Raw genomic sequence first — 18,984 nt, 5'->3', positions numbered from 1 at the left:
TTTATTTTACGATTGTAGCATACAAATCAAAATCATCTGCATCGTACACCTTTACCCGATGGAAACTGCCGATTCTCAGACGGTGATTTTCCACCTTTATCAATACCTCCGGATCGACTTCCGGTGAATCAAACTGTGTACGACCGATATAATAATCACCTTCCTTACGGTCAATGATTACCTTGAATTCCTGTCCAATCTTGCGATGAGACAAGTCGGCAGAGATTTCCTGCTGCAATTCCATCAGTTTATCCAGACGCTGCTGCTTGACTTCCTGCGGAATCTCATCTTTATAATGCTTGGCAGAATAGGTGCCTTCTTCTTCCGAATAAGCAAATGCACCCATACGGTCGAAACGTGCCGTACGGACAAATTCCATCAGTTCCTCAAAATCCTGCTCCGTTTCACCCGGATGGCCTACCATCAATGTAGTACGCAAATGAATGCCAGGCACTTCCTTACGGAACTTCTCTATCAGCTGATAGGTTTCTGCCTTCGTCACATGGCGACGCATCTTTTGCAGCATGTTATCGCTGATATGCTGCAAGGCAATGTCCATGTACTTACATACATTATCGTTTTCACGCATCACGCGGAACAAATCTTCCGGAAAATGAGCGGGATAAGCATAATGCAGACGAATCCATTCCACACCCGGGATATGTGCCATCTGTTCTATCAGTTCCGGCAACATCTGTTTTTTATACAAATCCACTCCGTAATAAGTCAGTTCCTGTGCGATGACCTGAAATTCTTTCACCCCTTCGGAAACCAGCAAGCGCACTTCGTCCAGAATTTCTTCCATAGGACGAGACACATGTTTACCCGTAATGATAGGAATGGCGCAATAAGAACACTTGCGGTCGCAACCTTCTGATATTTTCAGGTATGCATAATGCTTCGGAGTCGTCAGATGACGCTCAATGGCAAATTCAGAATGATAGGCCTTTCCTAAATCGGCCAAAAGTTCATCCCAGTTGAACTTCCCATAGAATTTGTCGACCTGCGGAATCTCCATCTGTAAGTCCTTCAAGTAACGTTCCGACAGACAGCCCATTACATAAAGTTTCTTCAAGCGTCCTTCTTCCTTTGCCTGACAGAACTCCAGAATCATGTTGATAGATTCCTCTTTGGCATCACCAATAAAGCCACACGTATTGATAACGGCAATTTCTCCCTGCGGATGGTCGCTGTCATGTGTCACCTTGTAGCCGTTAGCTTCCAGCTGTTTCATCAGCTTTTCGGAATCTACCAGATTTTTCGAGCATCCTAAAGTAATTATATCGATTGTATTCTTTCTCATTTTTCAGTGGTTGAGCCAAACAATGAATCTACAAACTCACGGCGGCGGAATATCTGCAAATCTTCCATACCTTCTCCCAGACCGATATATTTCACCGGAATCTTAAACTGGTCGGAAATTCCAATCACTACTCCACCCTTGGCCGTTCCGTCAAGTTTGGTGATAGCCATGGCGGTTACTTCTGTAGCCAAAGTAAACTGTTTGGCCTGTTCGAATGCATTCTGTCCGGTAGAGCCGTCCAGTACCAGCAACACTTCATGAGGTGCATCGGGTACTACCTTCTTCATTACATTCTTGATTTTTGTCAGCTCGTTCATCAAGCCAATCTTATTGTGCAAACGTCCTGCCGTATCAATGATTACTACATCGGCATTATTGGCTTTGGCAGAGCTCAGCGTATCAAAAGCAACTGAAGCCGGATCAGCTCCCATTTTCTGTTTTATCACCGGCACACCTACACGTTCTCCCCAAATGTCCAACTGCTCTACAGCTGCGGCACGGAAAGTATCTGCAGCACCCAGATAGACCTTTTTCCCGGCTTTTTTAAACTGATAAGCCAGCTTACCGATAGTCGTCGTTTTTCCTACTCCGTTCACGCCTACCACCATAATCACATAAGGAGTCTTATCCTGAGGCACATCAAAATCCGCAGCATCCACCGTATTGTTTTCCATCAGCAACGCCGCAATCTCCTCACGAAGGATATTGTTCAGTTCCTGTGTATTCACATACTTATCCTTTGCCACTCTGGTTTCAATGCGCTTGATAATGTTCAGCGTAGTTTCTACTCCCACATCAGACGTAATAAGCACTTCTTCCAGATTGTCCAGCACCTCGTCATCCACCTTTGATTTTCCGGCCACCGCACGTGCTATTTTTCCAAATACACTTTCTTTGGTCTTAGACAATCCTTTGTCTAATGTTTCTTTTTTTTCCTTTGAGAAAAAACTAAAAAATCCCATACAACTTACTTTTATCAGTTTCTGACACAAAGATATAACTATTCTCGCTTTCACACAAAAAAAGTTCCTTCCATATTTAAATGAAAGGAACTTTTATTTAGCATTTTATATCTCAAAAGATAAATTATTTCTTGAAGAAGTCCTGTACTTTTTCGTTAGGAACCATTTGTTCGTCAAAAACGTAAGCACCAGTTTTCGGAGACTTAACCATTTTGATAACCTTAGTATAAGAACGTCCTTCTTTACCTGTCTGAAGGGTTGCGACTGTTTTCTTTGCCATGGTCTGTTATTATTTAATTTCTTTATGAACTGTTACTCTTTTCAAAATCGGATTGTATTTCTTCAATTCCAATCTTTCAGTGGTATTTTTTCTATTCTTAGTTGTAATATAACGAGAAGTTCCCGGCATACCACTATCCTTCATTTCTGTGCATTCAAGGATTACCTGTACTCTGTTTCCTTTAGCTTTCTTAGCCATAGTCTTTCTCTCCTTTTAATTAACCAATAATTTTGATAGTTTTCCAATCACAATAACCTTTTGCTACCGCTTCGTTCAGCGCTGCATCCAGGCCTTTTTTGTTAATAACTCGCAAGCCGTTAGCGCAGATGTTCAGGCTAATCCAGCAATCCTGTTCTACATAGTAGAATTTCTTTGTAAACAAGTTCACATCAAAAGTTCTTTTTGTTCTTCTCTTAGAGTGTGAAACGTTGTTGCCTATCAAGGCTTTCTTTCCGGTAATTTGACAAATTTTCGACATTTCTATCTAGTTTTTATAGTTTTATTCCATGGTTCTCTCAAACGGAGTGCAAAGTAAGTGATTTTATTTTATATAAACAAATCTTTTTTCAACAAATTGAACTTTTACTCCTCTTTTCCTTGATTTTGGCATAATTCCAACAATAATTGGAGGGTTTTTGCCGTTGCAGCCTGAATATTTTTCTCACGACCTTCATCTTCGGTCAATTTAGCCGTAAGTACCGCATCTTTTGTTCCGGCTGCTACCCAAATCGTACCGACCGGCTTTTCCGGGCTTCCTCCGCCAGGACCGGCAATTCCGGATGTAGCCATTGCATAATCCACATCCAACGCCTTGATGGCACCCTTTACCATTTCCACAACGGTTTCTTCACTTACTGCCCCATGTTGTTCCAGTGTTTCGGCATTTACATATAAATGCGTTTTCTTTACCTCATCTGAGTAGGCTATAATTCCACCTTTATAGAAACGAGAACTACCTGGGATAGCAGTTATGATGGCTGCCACGTTACCAGCCGTACAACTTTCTGCAGTAGCCAATGTATAGCCTTCTCTCCAGAAAATTTCACTTATCTCCTTACTTAGTGTTTTGGTTTCTACTGACATAATCTGTTTTCTCTAAATTGTTACTTAATGGTTACCCGTGAATAAGCGGGTTTGTCTATAGTGCAAAAATCCTTGTCCAAAAACTTATAATATCCCGTAATGGCAATCATGGCCGCATTATCTGTAGTATACCCGAACTTCGGTATGAAAATGTTCCAGCCATATTTTTTCGCATGCTCACGGAAAGCGTTTCGCAGACCGTTATTTGCCGATACACCTCCGGCCACAGCCACTTCCTTGATGCCTGTATCCTTTACCACCTTACGTAATTTATCCATCAGAATGTCTACAATCGTTTTTTCTAACGAAGCAGCCAAATCCGTCTTATGATGCTCTACGAAATCGGGATCTTCTTTCATCCAGTCTCTGAGTGAGTACAGGAAAGAGGTTTTCAGTCCGCTAAAGCTATAGTCATAGCCCGGGATATGCGGTTTGCTGAATTTAAAGGCTTCCGGATTACCCTGACGCGCCAGCTTGTCGATAATCGGACCGCCCGGATAGCCCAGCCCCATCACCTTGGAGCACTTATCTATGGCCTCTCCTGCCGCATCGTCGATGGTCTGCCCCAGTACTTCCATATCATTATATGCATTCACACGGATAATCTGAGAGTTTCCTCCCGAAACCAGCAGACAGATAAAAGGATATTTGGGTTGTAGGTTTTCACCGTCGGGCTCCTGAATAAAGTGCGCCAGCACATGGCCCTGCAAATGGTTCACCTCTACCATCGGAATGTCCAGCGAGCGGGCAAGTCCTTTGGCAAAAGACACCCCTACCAGCAAAGAACCCATCAGACCCGGTCCGCGAGTAAAGGCAATGGCACTCAAATCTTCCTTTGCCACTCCGGCACGCTTCAATGCTTCGTGCACCACCGGAACAATATTCTGCTGGTGTGCACGCGAGGCCAGTTCCGGAACCACTCCTCCGTAGGCTTCGTGCACTGCCTGGCTGGCAATCACGCTCGACAACAACACGCCATCTTTTATCACCGCCGCCGAAGTATCATCACAAGAAGATTCTATTCCTAATATTATTGTACTCATAACGTTCTTCTATTATTAATAGGTCAATATTTCAAGTCCCTGTTCCGTCATCACAAAGGTATGCTCCCATTGTGCGGAAGGAAGCTCATCCTCCGTCACTACGGTCCATCCGTCTTCTTCGTCAATGAAGACTTCCCAGGTTCCCATATTAATCATCGGTTCGATGGTAAACACCATGCCCGGCACAAGCAACATACCTGTACCCTTCTTGCCAAAGTGTTCCACATCCGGTTCTTCGTGGAATTCCACTCCCACTCCGTGGCCGCACAAATCACGCACCACCGAGAATCCGTTCTTCTTCGCGTGTTTCTCTACGGCATGGCCGATATCTCCCACAAAGCCGAAAGGACGGGCCGCTTCCATACCGACTTCCAGACATTCTTTTGCCACACGCACCAGTTTTTCTTTCTGCGGAGTGGTTTTTCCGATAATGAACATACGTGAAGCGTCGGCATAATAACCGTCCAGAATCGTCGTACAGTCTACATTAATAATGTCGCCTTCTTCCAGAATTTCCTCTTCGCTCGGAATTCCATGGCAAACCACCTCATTAATGGAAGTACAACAGCTTTTCGGGAATCCCTCATACCCCAAGGTTGCCGGAATAGCTCCGTGATCGCGGGTATACTCATATACCAACTTGTCAATCTCAGCCGTACTCATTCCTGCATGGATTTCCTTTTCCACCAGGTCGAGCACTCCCGTATTGATAACGCCGCTACGACGAATTCCTTCAATCTGTTCCGGAGTCTTAATCAACTGGCGAGTAGGAACCAAATGCCCTTTATCCTGATAAAACAGCACTTTCTTGTCCAATTCCGTCAGCTCTGCCCCTTTGGGTACCCTCCAGTTTATCTTATGTCTCTTCATAATCGTCTTTTTTTACTTATGTGCAAAGGTATAAGAAAAAAATGGAATAGCGTACGGGAAGCGATATAAAAAACGCTGGCAATTTGCAGACGCATTGTCACATTTCTGTAATATTATCATCAAAACAATTAATAGAAAAGAAAAATACACTATTCCGATATTATTTTGTTAGCAGAAGATTTGTTACAAAAACAAATTTTTATATCTTCGCTCAGCTACTACATTACAATAACTACATTATTTTTGGAATTATGATGAACAAAAACCAAATCGGAACAAATGCGGGTATCGTATGGAAACTCCTTTCCGACAATGCCCACTGGGAGTACGACAAGCTTAAACACGCATCCGGCCTGTCAGACAGAGACCTGAATGCGGCTATCGGATGGCTGGCCCGAGAAGACAAAATAGATTTTGACATTGACGAGCAGCATGACCGCTTGTTTTTACATGTCAATGTCTACATCGGTTAACACAAAATACCATCAGAGAAAAGGCTCTGGTGGTATTTGGGTTTTATGTCAGACAATGCGGTTCACCGTCACATCGGGAAACTCATGAAGCATCATCAAGAGCAATCCTTCTTCATTCACCCTTTTCGCTCTGATTACCATTGTGATGCGATAAGCTTCATGGTTGTTCTCATACACCTTATTCATCTCGTAGGAGGTAATCTGAAAATTCTCGGAACTGAACTTACCGGAAAGGGCTTTCAAGGCCTCGGAATTCTCTGCCGTAAGCTCGATAATCATGCTTCGCATTCCTATACTTTTAAAACAATAGCTGAGAACCTCCAGTCCAGCTAACACCAGGAAAGTGGCCAGAATACCTATCATGTACATCCCCGACCCTACCGCCAGTCCGATTCCGGCCGTAGTCCACACACCAGCCGCCGTAGTCAGTCCGCGCACCACCTGCTTCTGCAACAGGATGATAGTACCTGCCCCAATAAAACCGATACCACTGACCACCTGGGCAGCCAGACGGCTCGGATCAAGACGAACCAAATCCTTCTCCAGCACATCCATAAAGCCGTATTGCGACACAATCATCAGCAACGCACTGCCCAGTGCCACCAGGAAATGCGTGCGATAACCCGCCTCTTTCGCCCGGTATTCCCGCTCAAGCCCGATAAGCACTCCCATCAGGCCGGCCACAAACAACCTTAAAGAAAAATCTACGTAAATATTCATATACTTTCAGCTAAAAGTTCTTTCCGAAAGATACGAAAAAAATAATATTCCTCCAACAATGGCCGACAAATGTCCGGCTTCAATGTAAAATTCAAAGACGATGACATTCTTCCCTTTTTCTGCAAATAAAAAACCAGCCTTATGCTTTCAATTCACAAACGAATAAAGCACAAGGCTGGTCGAAGAGCCTCTAAAGACTACTATTAAAGTTTTTCAGGAATCAATATCCGGGATTCTGCTGCAAATTAGGACAAGACAATAAAGCCGATTCAGGCACAGGCAGGAACCAGTTCTTTGGAGTTTCGAAACCGTTCACTCCAAACTTCATAGAAAGAATTCTGGCATACGGATAAGATTGTCCTGTGCCATACAATTTCGCAACGAATTCTTGCAATGTACTTTCTACTTCATCTATACTTACAGGAGCATATCCATATGAAGCAAGCAGTTCATTTACAAACTGTAAGGCTTTATTTATCGTACCCATTTTAAAGTTTGCATAAGCTGCCATAATCAGCACTTCTTTATACAACAAGGGATGTATGTATTTTCCGTCCGCATAGAAATCACCATAAATCACTTCTTTACTTTCACTGGATGACACCATAGTATGATCCAACTGAGACTCAAGTCTGTAAGCGCCCGAAGCAATCACTTCTTCACAAGAATAAGCCGCTCCCTGCCAGTCCTGTCTTAGCAGATGAACCTTAGCCAGCATAACAGACAATGCATAACGTCGGTTTCCATTTACATACATTGACAAGCTTTCCATCTGTTCAATCAACTGATCTTCCGGAATTACAGAGCCGCGATCAACCATTTGTCCGTAATATCCATACAACTGGGTATACACCAGCGACAAATCCATCAATATGTTTTGTTTCAGCTCAAAATATTGTTCCTCAGTACTATTCGACAACATATCGACAAATTGATTACCCTTATTCACTAGGTTATAAGCTTTACTCCACAAGCTATCTGAAAGGCTCCCTACCTGAGAGTAGTCAAAATTCGCATAACCTTGTACCAATTTGCTCTCCGCTTCCACATTATACCGCATATAATCTGTCAGCACGTCTTTCCACGCCACGCGCACTGAATCGGCATCCGGAAGTTCTTCCGGCACTTCGGGTTCCGCAATATCTGTAGTCATATACACGGTCTTTGTAGATGATTTTACATCATCTTCGTAGCCTACGTAATAAGGCAATTCAAAATCCACCTTATCCTCTTTGGTGTGCATTCCGTCAGCGTTCAAGTCCACATACATAAACTTTCCTCCATTATCTACGCCAGCCAGCAGGTAATTGTCATATTTATCACTATAGTCGGCCTTATATACATTGAACACGATTTGATTCTCTGTATGCTTGATTACGACCTGACCTTGCTCATCGGTTTTCCATACGCCCAAAGAATCACCTTTCGTATAAATTCCCAATGAATCTTTTCCGACCTTATTCACTACTACCGCCACGTCTTTCAACGGACTCTCAGAACTATTTCCCTGATTAATTGCATACACGTTAATCGTCGTTACATACACATTTACAGGCTCAGACTGCTGTTCCATCACTTCAGGTACTACGTACACATAGCTGTTGCCTGCCTGGATGGCTTCACCTTCTATCACTACTCCATTAATATAGATATCTTCGCCCGTTCTGGTCACATACAAGCTCTCACCGCTAATGCTTTCCAGCACTTTTCCGTCCGTCAGGTCCACTTTCCCGTAACGTCCTTTGGCAATATGTCTCTTTACTGAAGTAGAATCAAGAGCAGCACTTCTTGACATGGCGGCCGACGAATTACGTACGGCAAACACGGTCAATTCATCTTCTTCCAAGTCGGCCACATTTACGGTTTTCAGGACTTCCACAAAATCACTGATTTCATCGTTTTCTTCCAAGGCTGATACAATTTCCTTCACCTCTTCTTCCCCTTTTGAAGGTGGAGTAATCTCTGTTTCTTCCGAACATGCCGCAAATGTAAGGAGCATGCCAATCAGATAAAAATAAAATTTTCTCATAGTTTTAACTAGATAAAACATTAATATTAAACGTAATAGATTTTGCAAAAATAAATAAAAATATCCTCCAGTTCATCACTTATTCAAGCATTAACGTATATTAAAAGCGGAAGAATTCTGTCTTCAGAGCACAAGAAGCCGAAACTCAAGCGTATCAACAAGCGCACGTGCTTGACTATTGTATGTTTCTCCAACCGAAAACGTATGTTTTCCGGAGCGAAAACCTATATCTTCCCTTGGGAGAACATAAGTTTCGGCCTTGGGAAACATAGAAAGCCGAAAGACATTTCTCTCATACCTCACCTGCGTCTTCACGAGAACGGTATCCTTTACATGCTTTATCTTTCCGCTCCTACATTTCCGTAGTTTCGTTTTTTTCCGTAATTTTACGCTCGATTTTACAGCATAACTTTATGAAATATAAATTATTAGTATTAGACCTCGACGGAACGCTTACCAACAAGCAGAAAAAGATTACCCCTCACACCAAGGAAACACTGCTCAAGATTCAAGAGCAAGGAGTGAAAATTGTACTGGCCTCGGGAAGACCCACGTACGGCATTGCCCCACTGGCCGAGCAACTGGAACTGCAAAAGTATGAAGGCTACATTCTGGCTTACAACGGCGGAGAAATCATCGACTGGAAAACCAAGGAGCTGATGTACAAGAACCTGCTCGACCATGATGTGCTTCCCTATCTTTACGAATGTGCCAAGAAGAACGATTTTGCCATTGTGACTTACGACGGGGAATATGTGCTGACCGAGAAACCGGACGATGAGTATGTACTCAAAGAGGCCTTGCTCAATGTCATGAAAATAAAGAAGGTAGACAATTTCCTGGATGCCGTGCAACATCCGATTGCCAAATGCCTGATTGTGGGCGAACCGACCCGACTGGCCGAGCTGGAGAAAGAGATGTACGAACATCTGAAAGACCGCATGGGGGTTTTCCGCTCAGAGCCTTACTTCCTGGAACTGGTTCCTAAAGGTATCGACAAGGCCCAGTCGCTGGCCGTACTCCTGAAGGAAATCGGACTTACCCGTGAGGAAATGATCGCCATCGGTGACGGATTCAACGACCTGTCCATGATTCAATACGCCGGACTGGGCATCGCCATGGCCAATGCACAGGAGGTGGTAAAAGAAAACGCCGACTTCATCACTTTGTCCAATGAAGAAGACGGCGTGGCCTACGCAGCTGAGAAATTTATTCTGTCTTAGGCTTCCGGTCGAAGAACGGATTCTTGGATGATGCACTCACGGGTATGGCGTACACCTGGGTGCATCCATCCAACCAATCCAGCTGCTGGGCCGCCAGACCGGCCGAAAACATCACACGCGTATCTACCCGATGGTCGGCTGCTACCGAACAAGCCGAACCGATGGCAATTCCTACATCCACACTATTGATGGCACAGGGCACTCCCTTTTTGCGGTCTCCGCAATGCTCATATCCGCAATGCCCGCAATCCAGCCCCTGCGGAAGCGAGCGCGTACCTATCAGCACCACACACTCTGCCTGGAGAATGTTATCCGCATCGCGCAGGAAAAACTTAAAACCATTGTCTTCGTACATCTGCTTCATCGTATCAGAAAGGATACGGATGTTGCTTTCCGTCACCATGGCCACTTCAATAATGTCTACCCCCTTTCCTTTGGGAGCTGTACGTGCCGCCGTCATCATTTGTTGCGCCACCTGCAACACCTGTTCGTGACGGCTGTCTCTTTCATTCAGTATCATATTCCATTAAAGTTAAAAACATACATACACAAAAAGGGTTATATCCGAGCTTTTGCCATAAGGCGTCAGATGCTCTAAATATAACCCTTTCTCGATAAATCCGCTACGGATTTATTTCTTTTTTCCTTTTTTCAGGTCATTTTCATGAATGGCCTCTTCTACTTGATAAGCCGGAGCATGTTTTTTATGCATACCCTTCGGTTTTTTATTACCGGCAGCTCCCATAGTAAATACCTCCTTTCAATTCCTTAAAAAGGTCAATGTAAAAATGTGATTATTTAAGTATATCCAATTGTTTGAAACACTTAATCAATTTTTCAATAGCGAAGTCCACCTGTTCTTTGGTGTGAGTAGCCATCAATGCAAAACGCACCAGTGTATCCTGAGGAGCACAAGCTGGAGGAATTACCGGATTGATGAACACTCCTTCGTCGAAGGCCAGCTTGGTTACTTCGAAAGTCTTGTCCGTATCGCGTACGTACAGAGGGATAATCGGACTTTCTGTTTCACCGATTTCAAAGCCTGATTCACGGAAACGCTTCAGAGAGTAGTTCGTGATTTCCCACAAACGCTGCTGACGTTCCGGTTCTGTCTTGAAAATGTGGATGGCTTCTCTAGCCGCAGCCGTAGCAGCTGGCGTGTTACTTGCCTGGAATATATAAGAGCGGGCATTGTGGCGCAACCAGTTGATTACGTCCTTGTCACCTGCCACGAAACCACCGATAGAAGCCAGTGATTTACTGAATGTACCCATAATCAGGTCGATGTCTTCCGTTACGCCAAAATGGTCGCACACGCCTCGTCCCTGTCTTCCGAATACACCCAGACCATGTGCTTCATCCACGTAGATGCTGGCATTGTATTTCTTCTTCAGGCGGACGATTTCCGGCAAGTTGGCCAAATCACCTTCCATAGAGAACACGCTATCCACCACAATCAGTTTGATAGCATCCGGTTCACACTTCTGGAGCTCTTTTTCCAGGGCATCCATGTCGTTGTGTTTATACTTCAGCTGGGTAGCAAAAGAAAGACGACGTCCGTCCACGATAGAAGCATGGTCACGGTCATCACAAATGATGTAATCGCCACGTCCGGCCAACTGAGGAATCACACCTTCATTAACCGTAAATCCGGTAGAGAAACACAGTGCTTCATCTTTACCGACGAATTCTGCAAGTTCTTTTTCAAGTTCTACATGAATATCCAGCGTTCCATTCAACAGACGAGAACCCGCGCATCCTGTACCATATTTACGAGTAGCAGCAATAGCCGCGTCGATGATTCTCTGATCATGAGTCAGACCCATATAGGAATTTGAGCCGAACATCAATACTTTCTTTCCGTCCATCATTACCTCTGTATCCTGGGCACTGTCTATTTCACGAAAGTACGGATAGACACCTCTTTCCATGTACATCTGAGGTACTCTGAATTTACTTAATTTTTCTTGTAATAATCCCATATTCTAATATCTGGTAAGCATCCCAGCTTACATTAAACTTCATTACTTGTGCAACCGTTTCGTTACATCATTTTCATTAAGAACGTGCAAAGATACAAAAAACTCAAAATTCCGATACGAATCCCTGAAAAAAAATAACAAGAGTATCAATTATAGGGGCAATTTGCCCTAAACTATGAAAGATAATATTATTTTTGTACTCCCAAATTTTAAGGAAACAGGTTTATGGAGACAAAAAAGCGAATCACCTTTGTGGTAAACCCCATATCCGGCACTCACGGAAAGGAATTCATCCTACGACTTATTGAAAAAGAACTGGACCATTCTATATATGACTATTCTATCCGGAAAACGGAATATGCAGGTCATGCTTCCGAGATAGCCGCACAAGCCGCCGCCGACCATACAGACATTGTAGTAGCCATCGGCGGAGACGGTACCATCAATGAGATAGGACGGGCGCTTATCCATACTAATACCGCAATGGGGATTATTCCATGCGGTTCGGGCAACGGACTGGCACGCCATCTTCATATTCCTATGGAGCCGAAGGGAGCCATCAACGTACTCAATGCCGGAAATATCAAAACAATAGATTACGGTATCATTGACAATCACCCCTTCTTCTGTACATGCGGAGTGGGATTCGATGCCTTCGTGAGCCTGAAATTTGCCGATTCCGGGAAAAGAGGTCTGCTAACCTATCTGGAAAATACACTGCACGAAAGTCTGACGTATGAACCGGAGACATACGAAATAGAGAACTCTACGGGTACCGTCCGCTACAAAGCATTCCTGATAGCCTGTGCCAATGCATCGCAATATGGCAACAATGCCTACATCGCCCCGCAAGCCTCGCTGACCGACGGCATGATGGATATCACGGTACTGGAGCCGTTTACTGTGCTGGATGTGCCTTCTCTTTCTTTCCAGTTGTTCAACCGGACACTCGACCAGAACAGCCGTATCAAAACGATGAAGGACAAGAGCATCATCATACACCGTGCGCAGGAGGGAGTGTTCCATTTTGACGGAGACCCGATGATGGGCGGAAAAGACCTGAAGGTGGAAATCATTCACCAGGGGCTGCACGTCATCGCACCGATACGTCCCAAGCAAATGCCTTCTCCCCCGCTGAACATTCTCCAGCACTTTACCGACTTTATCGGCCGACGTCCCATCACTTCGGCCATTGCCCAGAAGCACAAGCAGCTCCTGATGCTGAACCATCACATCCTGAGACGCTTGTCGAAGAAATAATCATTTCATCTTACAAGGCCAGATAGAAATCTCTGGCCAGTTCACTAAACTCCGGTGTATAGACATGACGCTCCGTCTCGATGGAAAGGTGCGTGATTTCCGTCTGCTCACAAGGATATTTCACGAACGCCATCAGCACACGCTTGGCGGGCAATTCCTGACGGGGGTGTACCCAGGTCTGGCGTGAAAGATGCAAGCCTTTTCCGAAGGCTAAGGCCACAAAATCGGCCGAAGCCGTAGCTGGAAGCACCACCGAAAAGCTACCTTTTTCGGACAACAAAACCGATACTTTCGATAGCAAGGCATCAAAGTCCAGTTCATCGGTATGCCGTGCCATGTTCCTCTGCGCCTGAGGGCATTTCACGGACTCCACAAAGTACGGAGGATTCGACACGATGGCGTCAAAACATCCGTTCCATTCTTCCGGTGCCTTCCGGATATCAAGCCGTTCCACCTCCATCCGGTCAGACCAGGGCGTACGGGCCACGTTTTCACGAGCCTGCTCCACGACCGCTTCGTCAATATCGACGGCGGTTACAAAGGCATCCGGATTCCGCTGGGCCAGCATCAGAGCAATCAGTCCGCTTCCGGTACCAATGTCAAGCATCCTCCCTGCCCCGTCCACTTGCGCCCATGCGCCGACCAGCACCCCGTCAGTGCCTACTTTCATGGCACACTTATCATGAAAAACTACAAATTGCTTGAATTGAAAATATGGATTTGGCATAACTTATATCTAAAAATTTACGCCAAAATTAGTGAAATCCCCATAGAAAACGCTTCAGCCTGCCATTATTTTACATAATAAAAGAGGTATTTGACACAAATAGTTTCCAAATTACATGCGGAATGATTAACTTTGTGCCGTTTTTGAGTAATAAAAAAGCTTCTTAATTCAGAAGAGAAAACAAGTATGGTAAAAAAGACAAAAAACAACGAGATTCTGGTAAGTGCAGAAGGTAATGACATTCCGATGATGGCAGAAATTGAAACGCTTCCGGTGGACAATGCAACGGATGACCTCACGGGAGAACTGCCCGTCATGCCCCTGCGCAACCTTATGATATTTCCCTCTATTGTCATGCCCGTCAGTGTAGGCCGGCAACCCACATTGAAATTAGTCAACCAGGCACTTCAGAGCAAAGAGCCTATCATCATTACCACGCAGAAGGTGAGTGAGGTAGACTCGCCCAAGCAGAAGGATTTGTTCCCCATTGCGGTAATCGGTAAGGTGCTCCGGGTGTTTGAGATGCCGGGAGGAACCATTACGGCCATCCTTCAGGCTACGGGTCCGAAGGTGCAACTGGAGGAAATCACTTCTACCCGTCCCTTCCTGAAGGGTAAGGTTTCAGTGATTGAAGAGGATATGAAGGACGAGAAATCCGATGAGTTCAAGACACTGATTGACACTTGCAAGGAGTTGAGTGCCAAGGTAATTGAACTGTCAGATGAAATTTCGCCCGATACTTCTTTCGCCTTGAAGAACCTGGATAACAACGAGGTGCTGGTCAACTTTATTTCCGGCAATTTCCCCTTCCCTATCAACGAGAAGTACGAATTGCTTCAAACGAACAACCTGAAAGACCGGTTGTACCGCCTTATCCAGTTGCTGAACAAATACATCCAGCTGGCCACCCTGAAACAGAGCATTCAGATGCGTACGCGCGAGGAACTCGACCGCCAGCAACGTGAGTACTTCCTCCAGCAACAAATCAAGAACATTCAGGATGAGTTGGGCAACGGACAGGATGACGAGATTGACGAACTGCGCAAGAAGGGAGAAAAGAAACGCTGGAAACCGGAAGTAAAAGAGACTTTCGAGCGTGAATTGTCCAAATTGGAACGTATCAACCCGCAATCGCCCGACTATAACGTGCAACTGACTTATCTTCAGACATTGCTCTCACTTCCGTGGGGTGTGTATACACAGGATGTCATCGACATACCGAATGCCAAAAAGATACTCGACAAGGAGCACTACGGACTGGAGAAGGTGAAAGAACGTATTCTGGAACATCTGGCCGTGCTGAAGCTGAAAGGTGACCTGAAGTCGCCGATTATCTGCCTCTACGGTCCTCCGGGAGTAGGAAAGACTTCTCTGGGACGCTCCATCGCCACAGCATTGAAACGTAAATACGTACGTATGTCACTGGGTGGCGTGCACGATGAAGCCGAAATCCGTGGTCACCGCAAGACGTACATCGGTGCCATGCCGGGACGTATCATCAAGAGCCTGATCAAAGCGGAAACCTCGAATCCGGTCATCATTCTGGATGAGATTGATAAGTTGAGTAGCGATAGCCATGGCGACCCAAGCTCGGCCATGCTGGAAGTGCTCGACCCGGAACAGAACAACACGTTCCACGACAATTACGTTGACATTGACTACGACTTGTCGAACATCATGTTCATCGCTACGGCCAACAACCTGGGCACCATCCCATCTCCGTTGCTCGACCGTATGGAGTTGATTGAAGTGAGCGGTTACATCACCGAAGAGAAGATTGAAATCGCCCGCCGTCACCTCATCCCGAAAGAGATGGAGAAGAACGGACTGAAGAAGGAACACGTGAAATTCAGCAAGGCGGCCATTGAATACATCATCGAGAACTATACCCGTGAAAGCGGTGTGCGTGAGCTGGAAAAGAAAATCAGCAAGGTGATGCGTAAAATCGCATTGGAAATTGCCAGCGATGAGTTTACCGGCACACATGAGCTGAAGCCGAAAGATATTGAAAAGTTCCTCGGCGCACAAGAATATTCCCGCGACAAATACCAGGGCAACGAATATGCCGGCGTAGTGACGGGACTGGCCTGGACGGCCGTAGGCGGTGAGATTCTGTTCGTAGAAACCAGCCTGAGCCGTGGTAAGGGACAACTGACCCTGACCGGTAACCTGGGCTCGGTAATGAAGGAATCGGCCATGCTGGCATTGGAGTACCTGAAAGCGCATAGCCACCTGCTGGATTTGCCCGAAGGTATCTTCGACAACTGGAACATCCATATCCACGTGCCGGAAGGAGCTATTCCGAAAGACGGACCTTCTGCCGGTATCACAATGGTTACTTCATTGGCTTCTGCGCTTACCCAGCGCAAGGTGAAAGCCAACCTGGCCATGACGGGCGAAATCACCCTTCGTGGAAAGGTACTTCCCGTAGGCGGTATCCGGGAGAAAATCTTGGCGGCCAAACGTGCCGGTATCAAGGACATCATCCTGTGCGAGGAAAACCGCAAGGACATCAATGAAATCCAGCCGATGTACCTCACCGGAATGACTTTCCACTACGTGAAGGACATCAAGGAGGTGCTCCGCCTGGCGCTGACCGATGAGAAAGTGGCCGATGCCATCGACTTTACCATCAAAGAAGATAAAAACAAAGAAAACCCTGCACAATGAAATTTGAATTACAATATACGGACCCCAAATCGAATGCCCGTGCCGGTCTGATTACAACAGACCACGGGCAGATTGAGACCCCTATCTTCATGCCGGTAGGCACACTGGGTACGGTGAAAGGCGTGCATCTTCACGAACTGAAGAACGACATCAAGGCTCAGATTATCCTGGGAAACACGTACCACCTCTACCTGCGCCCCGGACTGGACATCATCGAGGGGGCTGGTGGACTCCATAAGTTCAACGGATTCGACCGTCCGATGCTGACCGATAGCGGCGGCTTCCAGGTATTCTCTCTTTCCGGCATCCGCAAGTTACGCGAAGAGGGCGTGGAATTCCGCTCGCACATCGACGGCTCGAAGCACCTGTTCACTCCCGAACGGGTGATGGACATCGAGCGTACCATCGGTGCCGACATCATGATGGCCTTCGACGAGTGCGCCCCCGGTACTTCCGACTACAGCTATGCCAAGAAGTCCATGGAGCTGACTCACCGCTGGTTGGACAGATGTTGTGCCCGCTTCAACGAAACGGAGCCCAAGTACGGCTACAACCAGTCGCTCTTCCCCATCGTGCAGGGATGCGTATATCCCGACTTGCGCCGCCAGTCAGCCGAATATATCGCCTCGAAGAATGCCGACGGTAACGCCATCGGAGGATTGGCCGTGGGTGAGCCCACCGAGAAGATGTACGAAATGATTGAGGTGGTCAACGAGATTCTGCCTAAAGACAAACCCCGCTACCTGATGGGTGTAGGTACTCCGGTCAACATCCTGGAAGGCATCGAACGCGGTGTGGATATGTTCGATTGCGTGATGCCGACCCGTAACGGACGAAACGGCATGCTCTTTACCAAAGACGGTATCATGAACATGCGCAACAAGAAATGGGAGAACGACTACTCGCCCATTGAAGCCGACGGAGCATCTTACGTAGACACGATGTACAGCCGTGCCTACCTGCGCCACCTGTTCCACGCACAGGAGCTGCTGGCCATGCAGATTGCCTCCATCCACAACCTGGCCTTCTACCTCTGGCTCGTAGGTGAAGCCCGCAAGCACATCATCGCCGGCGACTTCTCTACCTGGAAACCGGCCATGGTGAAACGTTTATCTACCCGATTGTAATTGTAGTTTACGACGATAAATATGAAACACAATGTGTTCCAGTTGTTCCGTTCCTACCTGCAAGCCGGAAAGGAACAACTGAAAAATTTAAAAGGAAACCCGTTCAAGAAGAAATGGTTGAAACGGCTGGACAGGTACATCATCGTGAAGTTCCTGGGCACCTACTTTTTTGCCATCGCCCTGATTATCTCCATCGCCGTGGTGTTCGACATCAATGAAAACATTGACGACTTCATCAACAACAAGGCGCCTATCAGTGCCATCATCTTCGACTATTACCTGAACTTCATTCCTTATTACACGAACCTCTTCAGTCCGTTGTTCGTATTCATTGCCGTGATTTTCTTCACGTCGAAGCTGGCAGAGAACTCCGAGATTATCGCCATGTTCTCCACCGGAATGAGCTTCAAGCGCCTGATGGTGCCCTACATGATTTCGGCCGCCATCATCGCACTGGTCACCTACGTGCTGAGTACCGAGGTGATTCCTACCGGTAGCGTCACCCGACTGAAGTTTGAGCAGGTGTACAAGAACAAGAAGCGGGCAGACTACGTGCGCAACATCCAGCTGGAGGTAGATACGGGTGTCATTGCCTACATGGAGCGCTACGAGGACTACAACAAGACGGCTTACCGCTTCTCGCTCGACAAGTTTGAAGACCACAAGCTAGTATCACACCTAACGGCCCGCCGCATTACGTACGACACTACCACCGTGCACCGCTGGATTATCAAGGACTACATGATTCGTGAGATGAAGGGCATGCGTGAGACTATTACCCGAGGAGGGCGTATGGACTCCATCATCAACATGGAGCCGCAGGACTTCCTCATCACGCGCGGCCAGCAGGAAACGATGACCAGTCCCCAGCTACGGGAGTACATCGACAAGCAGAAGCAACGAGGCTTCGCCAACATCAAGGTGTTCGAAGTGGAATACTACCGGCGCATTGCCACCTCGTTTGCAGCCTTCATCCTGACGGTCATCGGGCTCTCGCTTTCGTCACAAAAACGAAAAGGAGGTATGGGACTTCACTTGGGAATCGGTATCGGACTGAGTTTCTCCTACATCCTGTTCCAGACCATCTCGTCCACCTTCGCCATCAACGGAAATGCGCATCCGAACCTGGCCGTGTGGATTCCAAACATTCTGTATCTGTTCATTGCGATTTATCTCTACCGCAAGGCACCGAAATAAATACAAAAAAATCTCCTCACAAATCACCACGATGC

The 18,984-nt window shown here is 46.3% G+C and carries 19 protein-coding genes; 6 read left to right on the top strand and 13 right to left on the bottom strand.

Going from position 1 to position 18,984, the window contains the following annotated elements; genetic code table 11:
• Window position 1: 1 nt before the first annotated feature.
• From rimO to map, 8 genes are all read right to left on the bottom strand, one after another.
• Complete coding sequence (rimO, locus tag BACPLE_RS01520) at window positions 2-1,303, bottom strand: 30S ribosomal protein S12 methylthiotransferase RimO (RefSeq protein ID WP_007558251.1); 1,302 nt, start codon at window positions 1,301-1,303, stop codon at window positions 2-4.
• Entirely contained in the window at window positions 1,300-2,265 is a 966-nt protein-coding gene (gene ftsY, locus BACPLE_RS01515; RefSeq protein ID WP_007558250.1) for a signal recognition particle-docking protein FtsY, read from the bottom strand. Before ftsY ends, rimO begins: the two co-directional genes overlap by 4 nt.
• A 124-nt stretch (window positions 2,266-2,389) precedes the next feature.
• Complete coding sequence (locus tag BACPLE_RS18695) at window positions 2,390-2,545, bottom strand: DUF4295 domain-containing protein (RefSeq protein ID WP_007558249.1); 156 nt, start codon at window positions 2,543-2,545, stop codon at window positions 2,390-2,392.
• A gap of 9 nt (window positions 2,546-2,554) precedes the next feature.
• Window positions 2,555-2,743 carry a 50S ribosomal protein L33 gene (gene rpmG / locus BACPLE_RS01510; protein ID WP_005841291.1) on the bottom strand — a complete coding sequence of 63 codons (189 nt, stop codon included), beginning with the start codon at window positions 2,741-2,743 and terminating at the stop codon, window positions 2,555-2,557.
• Between the two features lie 19 nt (window positions 2,744-2,762).
• Window positions 2,763-3,023 (bottom strand): 50S ribosomal protein L28, encoded by a 261-nt coding sequence (rpmB, locus tag BACPLE_RS01505; RefSeq protein ID WP_007558239.1) that lies wholly within the window; start codon window positions 3,021-3,023, stop codon window positions 2,763-2,765.
• A 104-nt stretch (window positions 3,024-3,127) separates the two neighbouring features.
• Complete coding sequence (locus tag BACPLE_RS01500; protein ID WP_007558237.1) at window positions 3,128-3,628, bottom strand: CinA family protein; 501 nt, start codon at window positions 3,626-3,628, stop codon at window positions 3,128-3,130.
• A gap of 20 nt (window positions 3,629-3,648) precedes the next feature.
• Window positions 3,649-4,671 (bottom strand): tRNA (adenosine(37)-N6)-threonylcarbamoyltransferase complex transferase subunit TsaD, encoded by a 1,023-nt coding sequence (gene tsaD, locus BACPLE_RS01495; protein WP_007558236.1) that lies wholly within the window; start codon window positions 4,669-4,671, stop codon window positions 3,649-3,651.
• Between the two features lie 15 nt (window positions 4,672-4,686).
• A complete protein-coding gene (gene map, locus BACPLE_RS01490; RefSeq protein ID WP_007558235.1) occupies window positions 4,687-5,541 on the bottom strand; it encodes a type I methionyl aminopeptidase in 855 nt (284 codons plus the stop codon).
• A 254-nt stretch (window positions 5,542-5,795) separates the two neighbouring features.
• Here map and BACPLE_RS01485 point away from each other — a divergent pair, with 254 nt between their 5' ends.
• Window positions 5,796-6,014, top strand: a complete 219-nt coding sequence (locus BACPLE_RS01485; protein WP_040312359.1) for a winged helix-turn-helix domain-containing protein — start codon at window positions 5,796-5,798, stop codon at window positions 6,012-6,014.
• A 48-nt stretch (window positions 6,015-6,062) separates the two neighbouring features.
• Here BACPLE_RS01485 and BACPLE_RS01480 read toward each other — a convergent pair whose 3' ends face one another.
• Complete coding sequence (locus BACPLE_RS01480) at window positions 6,063-6,734, bottom strand: MgtC/SapB family protein (RefSeq protein WP_007558233.1); 672 nt, start codon at window positions 6,732-6,734, stop codon at window positions 6,063-6,065.
• A 220-nt stretch (window positions 6,735-6,954) separates the two neighbouring features.
• Entirely contained in the window at window positions 6,955-8,763 is a 1,809-nt protein-coding gene (locus BACPLE_RS01475; protein WP_040312322.1) for a fasciclin domain-containing protein, read from the bottom strand.
• A gap of 413 nt (window positions 8,764-9,176) precedes the next feature.
• Here BACPLE_RS01475 and BACPLE_RS01470 point away from each other — a divergent pair, with 413 nt between their 5' ends.
• The gene (locus BACPLE_RS01470; RefSeq protein WP_007558230.1) at window positions 9,177-9,986 is read left to right on the top strand and encodes a Cof-type HAD-IIB family hydrolase; all 810 of its coding nucleotides are present in this window, start codon (window positions 9,177-9,179) and stop codon (window positions 9,984-9,986) included.
• Here the strand turns inward: BACPLE_RS01470 and BACPLE_RS01465 are convergent.
• Together BACPLE_RS01465 and spt are read right to left on the bottom strand one after the other, a co-directional pair.
• A complete protein-coding gene (locus BACPLE_RS01465) occupies window positions 9,973-10,506 on the bottom strand; it encodes a ferredoxin domain-containing protein (RefSeq protein WP_007558229.1) in 534 nt (177 codons plus the stop codon). The genes BACPLE_RS01470 and BACPLE_RS01465 overlap by 14 nt on opposite strands.
• A gap of 274 nt (window positions 10,507-10,780) precedes the next feature.
• Entirely contained in the window at window positions 10,781-11,968 is a 1,188-nt protein-coding gene (gene spt / locus BACPLE_RS01460) for a serine palmitoyltransferase (RefSeq protein WP_007558228.1), read from the bottom strand.
• A gap of 225 nt (window positions 11,969-12,193) precedes the next feature.
• Here spt and BACPLE_RS01455 point away from each other — a divergent pair, with 225 nt between their 5' ends.
• Window positions 12,194-13,228, top strand: a complete 1,035-nt coding sequence (locus tag BACPLE_RS01455; protein WP_007558227.1) for a diacylglycerol/lipid kinase family protein — start codon at window positions 12,194-12,196, stop codon at window positions 13,226-13,228.
• Between the two features lie 10 nt (window positions 13,229-13,238).
• Here BACPLE_RS01455 and BACPLE_RS01450 read toward each other — a convergent pair whose 3' ends face one another.
• Window positions 13,239-13,955, bottom strand: a complete 717-nt coding sequence (locus tag BACPLE_RS01450; RefSeq protein ID WP_007558226.1) for a tRNA1(Val) (adenine(37)-N6)-methyltransferase — start codon at window positions 13,953-13,955, stop codon at window positions 13,239-13,241.
• Window positions 13,956-14,141: 186 nt separating this feature from the next.
• On the opposite strand from BACPLE_RS01450, the gene lon reads away from it, so the two are divergent.
• From lon to BACPLE_RS01435, 3 genes are read left to right on the top strand one after another with little or no spacing between them, the layout of a single operon-like run.
• On the top strand, window positions 14,142-16,625 hold the full coding sequence (gene lon, locus BACPLE_RS01445) for an endopeptidase La (protein WP_007558222.1): 2,484 nt from the start codon (window positions 14,142-14,144) through the stop codon (window positions 16,623-16,625).
• Entirely contained in the window at window positions 16,622-17,752 is a 1,131-nt protein-coding gene (gene tgt / locus BACPLE_RS01440) for a tRNA guanosine(34) transglycosylase Tgt (protein ID WP_007558220.1), read from the top strand. Before lon ends, tgt begins: the two co-directional genes overlap by 4 nt.
• 21 nt (window positions 17,753-17,773) lie before the next feature.
• Window positions 17,774-18,949: an LptF/LptG family permease gene (locus tag BACPLE_RS01435; RefSeq protein WP_007558217.1), complete on the top strand. Its 1,176-nt coding sequence runs from the start codon at window positions 17,774-17,776 to the stop codon at window positions 18,947-18,949.
• Window positions 18,950-18,984 lie beyond the last annotated feature (35 nt).

Source organism: Phocaeicola plebeius DSM 17135, from assembly GCF_000187895.1.
Taxonomy (GTDB): domain Bacteria; phylum Bacteroidota; class Bacteroidia; order Bacteroidales; family Bacteroidaceae; genus Phocaeicola; species Phocaeicola plebeius.
This window is presented reverse-complemented; position numbering and strand designations above follow the sequence as displayed.